We start from the raw sequence: 12,425 nt of genomic DNA on the forward strand, positions 1-12,425 counted from the left end.
TTAATTTTCTCCTTGGTTTTTTAGTAGTTTTATTAACATTTCTTCATATTTTTTTGCGTTTTCTTTTGTATTTGCTTCAAATCTTGTTACAAGTTTTGGAGTAGTATTACTAGCTCTTACTAATCCCCAACCTTTATCAAAAATTACTCTTACACCATCTACTTCTATTATGTCTTTAATAGGTTCAAAATATGATGGAGGATTTTTTAAAGCTTCTTTTAAATCATTAATGATTTGAAATTTAGTCTCTTCAGTTACTGTTATATTTATCTCAGGTGTTGAGAAAACTTTTGGAAGTGCTTCATACTCTTTATCATAATCAAAGCCATTATCTATAAGCTCTAAAGCTCTAAATGTCGCATAAATAGCATCGTCATATCCAAAATATCTGTCATTAAAAAACAGATGCCCAGATACTTCAGCAGCAAAAGATGCATTTTCTTCTTTGATTTTTACTTTTAAGTTTGAGTGACCTGTCTTATACATGATAGCTTTTCCGTAAGAATTGATAGTATCATACATAACTTGACTACATTTTACTTCACCAATTACTGTAGGATTTTTTATAAATCTTGAAAAGAATATTGCTAAAATATCACCTTTAAAATTGTTTTCTTTTGAAAGTAGGGCGATTCTATCTGCATCTCCATCATAAGCAAAACCAAAATCAAACTCACCAGAAGAGAGCTCTTTTTTAATATCTTCTAAAGTATGCTCATCACTTGGATCTGGGTGGTGATTTGGAAAGTTTCCATCAGGTTGTTCAAAAAGAATATGATGTTTGATATTTAATTTATCAAGAATCTCTCTTATTACAACTCCCGCTACACCATTTCCACAATCAAATACAAACTTTTTATCCTCAAGTTTTAAGTCTTTAAAATGATTTACAATATAGTCAATATACTTAGCTCTAGCATCTATTTCAATAGTTGTAGTATTATCAGGAATAATACTTTCATCTTTTAGTATATCTCTACCCATTGAATATATTTGTTCACCAAAAAATGGATCTTTGTTTATAGTGATTTTAAAACCATTATATTCAGGTGGATTATGTGAACCTGTAATCATAATAGAACCATCACACTCTAAACCATCAAAATTAACAAAATTAGAGAAATAATTCACAGGAGTAGGAACAAGTCCCATATCAAGTACTTCTAATCCTGCATGATTAATTCCAGAAGCTAACCAATATTTAAGTTGTGGAGAGTGAAGTCTAGCATCGTATCCTACAGAAACAAATGTAGCATCAGGAATTTTTACTAAAAGTTCTTTTGCAAAATAGTAACCAATCTTTTTTACGATGTTCTCATTTAATTCTTTTTCAAAAATACCACGTATGTCATACTCTCTAAATATAGATGCACTCATTAAATCTTTTTTTCCCATTCTAATGCTGTTTTACAAATAAGTTCCAAATCATTGTATTTAGGAACCCAATTCATTTTTGTCTTTATTTTTGTATTATCAGAGATAAGTGTAGAGGGATCACCCGCACGTCTTGGAACTATATCTACATGAAAATCAACACCAGATACTTTTTTCATAGTTTCAATTACTTCTTTAACACTATATCCATAACCATAACCACAGTTAAAAGTATCACTAGGATTTAATTCTAAATATTCTAAAGCTTTTAAGTGTGCATCAGCTAAATCTTGAACATGAATATAATCTCTAATACAAGTACCATCTTCTGTATCATAATCATCACCAAAAATAGCCATTTTTTCTCTTTTGCCTAGTGCAGCTTCAGCCGCAACTTTTATTAAATGAGTAGCATTTAATGTAGATTGTCCGATTTTTTCTCTTACATCAGCACCTGCAACATTAAAATATCTAAGTATTACGAACTTAAAGTCTTCATTTGCAAAAGCCGTATCTTTTATAACTGATTCTGAAAATAGTTTAGAATTCCCATAAGGATTTATAGGACTAGTAGGACAAGTTTCATTTACAGGAATAAACTTTTTATCAGGCTCCCCATAAGTAGCAGCAGTAGAAGAGAATATAAACTTCTTAATACCATATTTAACAGCTAAACTTACAAGGTTAGAAGTATTAGCAGTATTATTAAGATAATACTTCAAAGGCAACTCAACAGATTCGGGAACAACTAAAGATGCAGCAAAATGAATAATTTCTTTTATTTCGTTTTCTTTAAATACTTCTTCAACTTCATTCCAAATAGATAAATCTTGATTATAAAACTTTATTCTTTTATGATTAGCATCTAAACTATTTAGTGTTTTAATAGTGTCTTCAAAACCAGTACATAAATTATCAATAATAATTATTTCATAATTTGTTTCTTCTATTAATTGCTTTACTACATGAGATCCAATGTATCCTGCAGCTCCAGTTATAAGTATTTGCATTATTTTCCTTGTTGCATAAAATTTATCAAAAAATTATAATATAAACTTTCTTATTCTATTGTAAAAAAGTAATTTATAGATTTCTAACTGTATAAAAATTAACCAGTAGTATAAGTTTAATACTAAAGAATAAAACCCAAAGAAAAGCTAGTAATAACATATAAAATGGGAAACTTTCCAAATTTAAGCCAGATATAAGAAAAACCCCTTGACAAGAGTAGAATAATACCCTATAATTCCCGTCCAAAAACAGAGGAACGACATCAAAAACAAATGATGGAAGACCGATGAACTGGATGATCTTTAACAATGTAATGAAGTTTGTAAAGTAATCTTTATAAACTGAATATAATACTCTAATATATAATCTAAATAAAATAGATTTAAAAAAAATAAAATATTATAACAAGAATTAATTCTTGTCTATAAATTTGAGTGATAATTTTGTATAACAATACAAATTTGTCAGTATCAAACAACGTGTATGTAAAACTTAACTTAGGTTAACTTTGTATCACACTTCATTTATGGAGAGTTTGATCCTGGCTCAGAGTGAACGCTGGCGGCGTGCTTAACACATGCAAGTCGAACGAGAACGGATTAAAGCTTGCTTTAATTGTCAGCTAAGTGGCGCACGGGTGAGTAATATATAGGTAACGTGCCTTCAAGAAGGGGATAACAATTGGAAACGATTGCTAATACCCTATATGCCTTTAAGACTTAAGTCTGCAAGGGAAATATTTATAGCTTGAAGATCGGCCTGTACAGTATCAGTTAGTTGGTGAGGTAATGGCTCACCAAGACAATGACGCTTAACTGGTTTGAGAGGATGATCAGTCACACTGGAACTGAGACACGGTCCAGACTCCTACGGGAGGCAGCAGTGGGGAATATTGCACAATGGACGAAAGTCTGATGCAGCAACGCCGCGTGGAGGATGACACATTTCGGTGCGTAAACTCCTTTTATATAGGAAGATAATGACGGTACTATATGAATAAGCACCGGCTAACTCCGTGCCAGCAGCCGCGGTAATACGGAGGGTGCAAGCGTTACTCGGAATCACTGGGCGTAAAGAGAATGTAGGCGGATAGAAAAGTCAGAAGTGAAATCCAATAGCTCAACTATTGAACTGCTTTTGAAACTTTCTATCTAGAATATGGGAGAGGTAGATGGAATTTCTGGTGTAGGGGTAAAATCCGTAGAGATCAGAAGGAATACCGATTGCGAAGGCGATCTACTGGAACATTATTGACGCTGAGATTCGAAAGCGTGGGGAGCAAACAGGATTAGATACCCTGGTAGTCCACGCCCTAAACGATGCACACTAGTTGTTGTGAGGCTAGACCTTGCAGTAATGCAGTTAACACATTAAGTGTGCCGCCTGGGGAGTACGGTCGCAAGATTAAAACTCAAAGGAATAGACGGGGACCCGCACAAGCGGTGGAGCATGTGGTTTAATTCGACGATACGCGAAGAACCTTACCTGGACTTGACATAGATAGAATATAACAGAGATGTAATAGTGCTAGCTTGCTAGAACTATCATACAGGTGCTGCACGGCTGTCGTCAGCTCGTGTCGTGAGATGTTGGGTTAAGTCCCGCAACGAGCGCAACCCTCGTCATTAGTTGCTAACAGTTCGGCTGAGAACTCTAATGAGACTGCCTGGGTAACCAGGAGGAAGGTGAGGACGACGTCAAGTCATCATGGCCCTTACGTCCAGGGCTACACACGTGCTACAATGGGGTATACAAAGAGCAGCAATACCGTGAGGTGGAGCAAATCTCAAAAATATCTCCCAGTTCGGATAGCAGTCTGCAACTCGACTGCTTGAAGTTGGAATCGCTAGTAATCGTAGATCAGCAATGCTACGGTGAATACGTTCCCGGGTCTTGTACTCACCGCCCGTCACACCATGGGAATTGAACTCATTCGAAGCGGGAATGCTAAAGTAGCTACCCTCCACAGTGGATTCAGTAACTGGGGTGAAGTCGTAACAAGGTAACCGTAGGAGAACCTGCGGTTGGATCACCTCCTTTCAGAGATATGAACTTAGATTCGTTTCTAAGTTCGTCAAGAAAAACAATAAAGAGTATTATGTTCGGTTTATAAAGATTATTTATTTAATAGGTAATAGGGGCCTATAGCTCAGCTGGCTAGAGCGCTCGACTGATAATCGTGAGGTCCCAGGTTCAAGTCCTGGTAGGCCCACCATTCTTAAATAATCTATAACTTAATAAAATAATATACTACGATGGGGAATTAGCTCAGCTGGGAGAGCGCCTGCCTTGCACGTAGGAGGTCAGCGGTTCGATCCCGCTATTCTCCACCATCATATAAACCAAATTACACTGATAAATGTTTGCTATTCAAACTAAATATAAGTACTTATTAAAAGTATTTATATTTGGTTTAATTACCAATACGATATTTAAAAATATAATGTTAAAGTCTTTTAATTTTTTCATTAATGAAAACTGATTTGTCAGTTATTAATTAATAAACAATTTAAAAAACTATCTAAGAGATTAGATAGAACACAATTTATTATTTTAATAGATATACAGAGATGTATGTTTAATAAGATAGTAGCCAAAGAATAATTATCAAATGCGATAGATTAAATTCTATTTATTATAAGCTATTAAGGGCTAATGGTGGATGCCTAGACTGTAAGAGGCGATGAAGGACGTACTAGACTGCGATAAGCTACGGGGAACTGTCAAGAAGTTTTGATCCGTAGATTTCCGAATGGGACAACCCAGCATGGAGTGATTCATGTTACACGAAAGTGGGCAAACCTGGTGAAGTGAAACATCTCAGTAACCAGAGGAAGAGAAATCAAAAGAGATTCCCAAAGTAGCGGCGAGCGAAATGGGATTAGGACAAACCCTATGCTTGCATAGGGGGTTGTAGGACCAAGATGTGAGACTAGAGAATATAGATGAAATAGCTGGAAAGCTGTAGCGTAGAAGGTGATACTCCTGTAATCGAAATGTTCAATAGCTCTATTGGTATCCTGAGTAGGACGGAACACGTGATATTTTGTCTGAATCTAGGGGGACCACCCTCTAATCCTAAATACTACTTACAGATCGATAGTGAACAAGTACCGTGAGGGAAAGGTGAAAAGTACTCCAGCGAGGAGAGTGAAATAGAACCTGAAACCATTAGCTTACAATCATTCGGAGCCCTATGATTTATCAGGGTGACGGACTGCCTTTTGCATAATGAGCCTGCGAGTTGTGGTGTCTGGCAAGGTTAAGCCAAGTGCGAAGCCGTAGCGAAAGCGAGTCTTAATAGGGCGACTTAGTCAGATGCTGCAGACCCGAAACGAAGTGATCTATCCATGAGCAGGTTGAAGCTGGTGTAAGAGCCAGTGGAGGACCGAACCGGTGTGCGTTGAAAAGTGCTCGGATGACTTGTGGATAGGGGTGAAAGGCCAATCAAACTTCGTGATAGCTGGTTCTCTCCGAAATATATTTAGGTATAGCCTTGCGTAGTAGCATATAGGGGTAGAGCACTGAATGGGCTAGGGCTGCTTACCGCGGTACCAAACCCTATCAAACTATGAATACTATATGTGTAATCGCAGGAGTCAGGCGTAGGGTGATAAAATCCTATGTCGAGAGGGGAACAACCCAGACTAACAGCTAAGGTCCCAAAGTCATATCTAAGTGGAAAACGATGTGGAGTTACTGTGACAACCAGGAGGTTGGCTTAGAAGCAGCCATCCTTTAAAGAAAGCGTAACAGCTCACTGGTCTAGTGATTCTGCGCGGAAAATATAACGGGGCTAAGATATGCACCGAAGCTTTAGATTCAATATTTATATTGAGTGGTAGGAGAGCGTTCTATTCAGCGTTGAAGATGTACCGGTAAGGAGCGTTGGAGCGGATAGAAGTGAGCATGCAGGCATGAGTAGCGATAATTGAGGTGAGAATCCTCAACGCCGAAAACCCAAGGTTTCCTACGCGATGCTCGTCATCGTAGGGTTAGTCGGGTCCTAAGTCGAGTCCGAAAGGGGTAGACGATGGCAAATTGATTAATATTTCAATACCAACAAACAAGCGTGATGTGGGGACGCATAGAGTTAATCGAGCTCACTGATGGAATAGTGGGTCGAAGGACGTAGGTCGTAATTTAGGCAAATCCGGATTACATGAGACCGAGATCTTACAGGCTCCTGACACTCTTCGGAGGAGATGGAGAATCGATGATACTGTCGTGCCAAGAAAAGCCACTAAGCATATTGTTTGTTGCCCGTACCGTAAACCGACACAGGTGGGTGGGATGAGTATTCTAAGGCGCGTGGAAGAACCCTGGTTAAGGAACTCTGCAAACTAGCACCGTATCTTCGGTATAAGGTGTGCCTACTTTGGTATAGGAATTTACTTCCGAAAGCTAGAGAGGTTGCAACAAAGAGTCCCTCCCGACTGTTTACCAAAAACACAGCACTTTGCTAACTCGTAAGAGGATGTATAAGGTGTGACGCCTGCCCGGTGCTCGAAGGTTAACTGATGATGTTAGATTTATCGAAGCATTTGATTGAAGCCCGAGTAAACGGCGGCCGTAACTATAACGGTCCTAAGGTAGCGAAATTCCTTGTCGGTTAAATACCGACCTGCATGAATGGCGTAACGAGATGGGAGCTGTCTCAACCAGGGATCCAGTGAAATTGTAGTGGAGGTGAAAATTCCTCCTACCCGCGGAAAGACGGAAAGACCCCGTGCACCTTTACTACAGCTTGACACTGTAGCTTGGATATTCATGTGCAGGATAGGTGGGAGGCTATGAAACTAGGATGCTAATTCTAGTGGAGCCATCCTTGAGATACCACCCTTGAATATTTGAGTTACTAACTGGGACGAGTTATCCTCGTTCAGGACAATGTCTGGTGGGTAGTTTGACTGGGGCGGTCGCCTCCTAAAAAGTAACGGAGGCTTACAAAGGTTAGTTCATGGCGGATGGAAATCGCCAGTTGAGTATAATGGCATAAACTAGCTTGACTGTGAGACATACAAGTCGAACAGAGACGAAAGTCGGTCATAGTGATCCGGTGGTTCTGTGTGGAAGGGCCATCGCTCAAAGGATAAAAGGTACGCCGGGGATAACAGGCTGATCTCCCCCAAGAGCTCACATCGACGGGGAGGTTTGGCACCTCGATGTCGGCTCATCGCATCCTGGGGCTGAAGCAGGTCCCAAGGGTATGGCTGTTCGCCATTTAAAGCGGTACGCGAGCTGGGTTCAGAACGTCGTGAGACAGTTCGGTCCCTATCTTCCGTGGGCGTAGGAAAGTTGAGGAGATTTGTCCCTAGTACGAGAGGACCGGGATGAACGTACCACTAGTGTACCAATTGTTCTGCCAAGAGCATCGTTGGGTAGCTACGTACGGATGAGATAAGCGCTGAAAGCATCTAAGCACGAAGCCAACTCCAAGATTAACTTTCCCTGAAGATCCCAGCAAGACTAGCTGGTTGATAGGCTAGATGTGTAAGCGTTGTAAGACGTTTAGCTGACTAGTACTAATAGATCGTTTGGCTTATTTATAATTCAAATTTAGTATTCTTTGGTTTACTATCTTATTAAGTGTACGCAATGTATGAATAAAAAATAAAATGTGTTGACTTTAACATTATTAATATCTTTACTCACAGATTAAGTTGAGTAATGAGTATACTTCTATAGTATATTGATTACTCAGTTTTGCTGGTGGTTATAGAGAAGAGGAAATACCCAGCTCCATTTCGAACCTGGAAGTCAAGCTCTTCATCGCTGATAATACTGCAGGGTCCCCTTGTGGAAACGTAGGCCGCTGCCAGCTCTTGAGTATTTATTCAATTAGCTTATCAACTAACAATCTTTATTGTTATTTGGTAAGCTTTTTTTTTAGCCTCTTTTTCGGGTTTTAGCTTTTTACTCTAATTATATGAACTCTTATTAAAATATATCCCTAAATTAAATCTTATTGCGTATCTTGGTTTAAAATTATTATCATAGCTATAATAATTCTCAGGAATTGTATCTACGTATAACCATTTCTTTATAAAGTGTCTATAATGGATTTGTAGTGTATTTCTTTTTATTCTTAGGTTTGTATCTTGATTATCTATATTTGTTGATACAGTATATATAAGATAGTTCTTTGAATTGATTTGTTGGTTTAAATAAGTTGAGTTAATTATTTGACTATTTCTACTTTCTTCTGACTGCCAATAGTATTCACTATAATTATGTAATGAATAGTAATCATTTAGACTTTTATCAAATCTCATATATGAAGTAGATTCAAGTTTCTTAATAACTGATTGCTTTAATGTTTGACCTAAAGTATAATCTACATCATAATAAATATCTTCCCATGTTCTGTTTAAACTAAGTTTTAAAAATGGGTCAAGTTTACTTCTTAATTTTAATCCAACTTTTGCTTTAAATTTATAATCTTTCTTTAAAGCCTCATAAGATAAACCTAAATTAAAATCATCATTATTATTAGTTTTATGGTCTTCAACAAAATCTTTATTTTCATCTATTTCATCACTTTCAAATACTAATCTAAATCTATCTTTTAGTTTTGGAAGTTTTAATTTTAATTTAACTTTTTGATCAAATTTTACACTTCCATGTTGGTCTTGAAATGCTGAAAACTGAATTAACCCATAAGTTGAAGAGTACTGGTTCATATCAATTTTGCTATTATCAACATAATTATCTAAGTTAGTTGATATAGCAATTAAATAGTTGTGAATATCTTTTCTTTGATCATTTGTACTTGTAAGAAAATTCTCTAAATATGAGTTGTTATCTTGTGCAAATAGATTTACACTATTTGCTAGAAGTAAAGGTAATAATACTCTTTTCATAATTGATTTGCCTTTTTGTTTAAGATTGCTTTTAAATTTAGTTTATGACACATTTTTATTCCATATAAATAAATAATCCAAGAAATATAAATCCAAAAAAATGTAAATAGTAGTGTTGCTAGTGAGCCATAAATTGTTGTGTATGTTTTATTATAAATTACATAGTATATAAAGAGATTTTTTGTAAGAGAAAGACTTAGAAGTGTTACTAAAGAAGATATTAGTGCTGCTTTATTATCTATTTTACGATTCACGCTAAATTTGAATAGAGCATAAAAAATTAACCATGAAAATAAATATGATATAAATTTATCAAATATAGTATTATTATAAAAAGATACAATTATATTAAGTGCTATAAAAATTATAGGAATTAATACTAAAAAAATTGAATAAAAGATAAAAGAAATATGAATTGATTTTCTTTTTGTTTTATGAATTTTATTTACTATATATTCGTAATCTTTAAAAAACATTATAAATACAAAAAGCATATATACAATTCCAATGGTTCCTAATTCATTAGAGTTTGAAATATAATTTTTTAGTGAACTTATAATATCTTCTGAGTGCGTTGGGTTTATAATATCAAATATATATGAAGTAAATATTTCGAGATAGCTTTCAAATTCTTGAAAGTTAGATATTATTGCTATTAATAATGCAATTATAGGCAGAATTGAAAATATAGTAAAAAAGCTTAATGATGCTGCATAATATGTTGTATCATCATTGAAAAAAGAATCTAATAAATCTAGAGTCTTTTTTGCTAAACTTTTTTCACTATTGTTTTCATTCATATTTACATTATAATCCCATTTTATTTGGGTTTAAAATATTCTTTGGATCGAAAGCCTTTTTAATACTTCTAAATAGATTCATTTCTTCATCATTAAATGCAATTGACATAAATGGTGCTTTTGAAGTACCAATACCATGCTCACCACTTAAAGTTCCACCCATATCTACAACAAATTGGAAAATATCTTCAATGGCTTTATGACCATCTTCCATTTCTTTTTCATTGTCTTTATCTTTTACCATAACATTAACATGGATATTACCATCTCCTGCATGACCAAAACAAGGAACTTGGAAACCATATTTTTCACCAATTTCATAAATACCTGCTAAGGCTTCTGGAAGTTTTGATCGTGGAACTGAAATATCTTCATTAAGTTTTTTTGTTCCATAAATTGTAACTGCTGGTGATGCATTTCTTCTTGCAAACCAAAGTTTATTACCTTCTTCTTCATTTTCTGCAATTATAAAATCAGTAGAACCATTTTCTAAAAAAGATTCTTTTAGAGTATCTAATTGAAAAATTACTTCATCTTCTAAGTTACCATCTACATCACCAATTAAAATAGCACCTGCTTCTTCTGGTAAATCAACATTTAACTTATCTCTTAAGGCTTTAATTACAAGTGAATCTAAAAATTCCATAGCAACAGGATTTGCGCCTTTTGCAAGTGATTTAAATACTGCATTCATAGCATTTTCAACACTTGGAAAAATTCCCATATAAGTTTTTTTATGTCTTGGTTTTGGAATTAATTTTAGAGTAATTTCAGTAATAACAGCTAGTGTTCCTTCACTTGCTATTAAAATTCCTGCAGTGTTATAACCTGCAACATCTTTAATAGTTTTTTTACCAGCTTTTATAATATCACCATTTGGTAAAACAGCTCTTAATGCCATTACATAATCTTTTGTAATTCCATATTTAGCAGCTCTCATTCCACCAGCATTTTCAGAAACATTTCCACCTAAAGTAGAGTAGTTTTCACTAGCTGGATCTGGCGGATAAAATAATCCAACAGCTTCAACAGCTTTTTGAAAATCCATATTAATAAGACCTGGTTGAACAACTCCAACCATATTTTCCATATCAATTTCTAAAAGCTTATCCATATGTCTCTCTAGTGAAAGTGAAATCCCACCATTTGCAGGTAAAGCTCCACCTGTAAAGCCTGAACCTGCACCTCTTGGAACAATTACTACTTCATGTTCATTACAATATTTTAATATCTGTGAGATATCTTCTTCATGTCTTGGAAATACAACAGCATCTGGTTCAAATCTAGTTTTAGTTGCGTCATAAGAATAAGCAATTAAGTGTGCTTTATCACTTTTTATATTTTCACTTCCTACAATATTTGTAATGAAGTCTAAATGTCTTTGTTCTATCATTATTTTAACCCTAATAATTGTTTGTAGTATTGATCATAACTTAGGTTTTCTTTACTAGTAAATACATTAAAATCTATATCTAAATTAGATTTTTCAATATCAGTAACTCTTGTATAAAATGGCATCTCAGTTTTACTTGTGTCATAAGCAATATCGTAACTTGTTAATATTTTTAAAGTTTTTGTATCTAATACATTAACTTTTTGATTGGCAACTAAAAATATAGTTCCTAAATTTTGATTAATAGCATAGTTTTGAATATATTTTTTTGTTAAAAAAGGCATATTATCTATTTTTAATTTAGTAGCAAAAATGTCTGAATGTAAAAAGTTATTGTATTTAAAGCTTCCTCTTACAGTTTGGAATGTTTCTAAATTAGGAGCAATTAGTAATGATGCTGTATATAAATAGTTTAAAACTAAAATATCATCTTTTTGTACAGTTCTATTTGATGTAGGAATTGCATCTTGTTTTATATCTTTAAATTCAGAAAATTTAACAACAGATGATGTTTCATTTGATTCGATAACTTCTGCATTTGCTACAATTAATCTTTTGTCATTATCATAAATATGAATAACTATACCACTTTGACCAATAATTAAATTACCAATATCAATAGTAGTTTTGTTATCTTTTACATCAACAATTTTTGCACCAATTGCTTTAAATGATAATTGATTATTTGTATTTGAAGCAACTTTTACTTCTTGAGTGCTGTTTGTATTGATTGCATCATTTGTTAAAAGATACTGATAACTTAAATTATTTTCAGAAGAATCTATTTTAATATCTAATACATTCCATCCCATATCTTTCATTTGTTTTATTGAATATTTACTTGCACATTCTCCACCATCTAATGAAGTTGTTTCAATTGTAGAAGGAGAATTCCAATCTTTTTTATAACATACTGTAGTTTTTGCATTAGCAATTGTCATTGATAGTAATGTTGTTACTGCAATTAGTAAAAATTTATTCATT

At 34.5% G+C, this 12,425-nt stretch carries 6 protein-coding genes, 2 tRNA genes and 3 rRNA genes; 5 read left to right on the top strand and 6 right to left on the bottom strand.

The annotated features are described in order from the left end of the window. Positions 1-1,377: a phosphomannomutase/phosphoglucomutase gene (locus D3Z07_RS13700; protein ID WP_122894234.1), complete on the bottom strand. Its 1,377-nt coding sequence runs from the start codon at positions 1,375-1,377 to the stop codon at positions 1-3. Next, positions 1,377-2,384 carry a UDP-glucose 4-epimerase GalE gene (galE, locus tag D3Z07_RS13705; RefSeq protein ID WP_122894160.1) on the bottom strand — a complete coding sequence of 336 codons (1,008 nt, stop codon included), beginning with the start codon at positions 2,382-2,384 and terminating at the stop codon, positions 1,377-1,379. Before galE ends, D3Z07_RS13700 begins: the two co-directional genes overlap by 1 nt. Positions 2,385-2,908: 524 nt before the next feature. Between galE and D3Z07_RS13710 the strand changes: the two genes are divergently transcribed. From D3Z07_RS13710 to rrf, 5 genes are all read left to right on the top strand, one after another. Further along, a 16S ribosomal RNA gene (locus tag D3Z07_RS13710) occupies positions 2,909-4,425 on the top strand. A gap of 98 nt (positions 4,426-4,523) precedes the next feature. Next, a tRNA-Ile gene (locus D3Z07_RS13715) sits at positions 4,524-4,600 on the top strand. Positions 4,601-4,642: 42 nt separating this feature from the next. Continuing rightward, positions 4,643-4,718: transfer RNA gene (locus D3Z07_RS13720), tRNA-Ala, on the top strand. A gap of 302 nt (positions 4,719-5,020) precedes the next feature. Further along, positions 5,021-7,935: ribosomal RNA gene (locus tag D3Z07_RS13725) — 23S ribosomal RNA — on the top strand. Between the two features lie 158 nt (positions 7,936-8,093). After that, positions 8,094-8,209: ribosomal RNA gene (rrf, locus tag D3Z07_RS13730) — 5S ribosomal RNA — on the top strand. Together the 16S, 23S and 5S rRNA genes with 2 tRNA genes alongside form the textbook arrangement of a ribosomal RNA operon. Positions 8,210-8,306: 97 nt before the next feature. Here the strand turns inward: rrf and D3Z07_RS13735 are convergent. Genes D3Z07_RS13735 through D3Z07_RS13750 form a run of 4 tightly spaced genes read right to left on the bottom strand, consistent with a single transcriptional unit; the run spans position 8,307 to position 12,424 of the window. Next, complete coding sequence (locus D3Z07_RS13735; RefSeq protein WP_122894161.1) at positions 8,307-9,248, bottom strand: hypothetical protein; 942 nt, start codon at positions 9,246-9,248, stop codon at positions 8,307-8,309. After that, positions 9,245-10,048 carry a YihY family inner membrane protein gene (locus D3Z07_RS13740; RefSeq protein ID WP_076087704.1) on the bottom strand — a complete coding sequence of 268 codons (804 nt, stop codon included), beginning with the start codon at positions 10,046-10,048 and terminating at the stop codon, positions 9,245-9,247. The genes D3Z07_RS13735 and D3Z07_RS13740 overlap by 4 nt, the downstream gene beginning before the upstream one ends. A gap of 7 nt (positions 10,049-10,055) precedes the next feature. Next, the gene (locus D3Z07_RS13745) at positions 10,056-11,441 is read right to left on the bottom strand and encodes an FAD-binding oxidoreductase (protein ID WP_076087702.1); all 1,386 of its coding nucleotides are present in this window, start codon (positions 11,439-11,441) and stop codon (positions 10,056-10,058) included. After that, on the bottom strand, positions 11,441-12,424 hold the full coding sequence (locus tag D3Z07_RS13750; protein WP_076087698.1) for a plasminogen-binding N-terminal domain-containing protein: 984 nt from the start codon (positions 12,422-12,424) through the stop codon (positions 11,441-11,443). The genes D3Z07_RS13745 and D3Z07_RS13750 overlap by 1 nt, the downstream gene beginning before the upstream one ends. Position 12,425 lies beyond the last annotated feature (1 nt).

Origin of the sequence: Arcobacter peruensis (assembly GCF_003711085.1) — a bacterium.
In the GTDB taxonomy this organism is placed as follows: Bacteria; Campylobacterota; Campylobacteria; order Campylobacterales; family Arcobacteraceae; genus Poseidonibacter; species Poseidonibacter parvus.

Bases quoted from the DNA above. Each gene is read 5' to 3' on its own strand.
- D3Z07_RS13700 (WP_122894234.1), bottom strand. From the start codon at position 1,377: ATGAGTGCATCTATATTTAGAGAGTATGACATACGTGGTATTTTTGAA.
- galE (WP_122894160.1), bottom strand. From the start codon at position 2,384: ATGCAAATACTTATAACTGGAGCTGCAGGATACATTGGATCTCATGTA.
- D3Z07_RS13735 (WP_122894161.1), bottom strand. From the start codon at position 9,248: ATGAAAAGAGTATTATTACCTTTACTTCTAGCAAATAGTGTAAATCTA.
- D3Z07_RS13740 (WP_076087704.1), bottom strand. From the start codon at position 10,048: ATGAATGAAAACAATAGTGAAAAAAGTTTAGCAAAAAAGACTCTAGAT.
- D3Z07_RS13745 (WP_076087702.1), bottom strand. From the start codon at position 11,441: ATGATAGAACAAAGACATTTAGACTTCATTACAAATATTGTAGGAAGT.
- D3Z07_RS13750 (WP_076087698.1), bottom strand. From the start codon at position 12,424: ATGAATAAATTTTTACTAATTGCAGTAACAACATTACTATCAATGACA.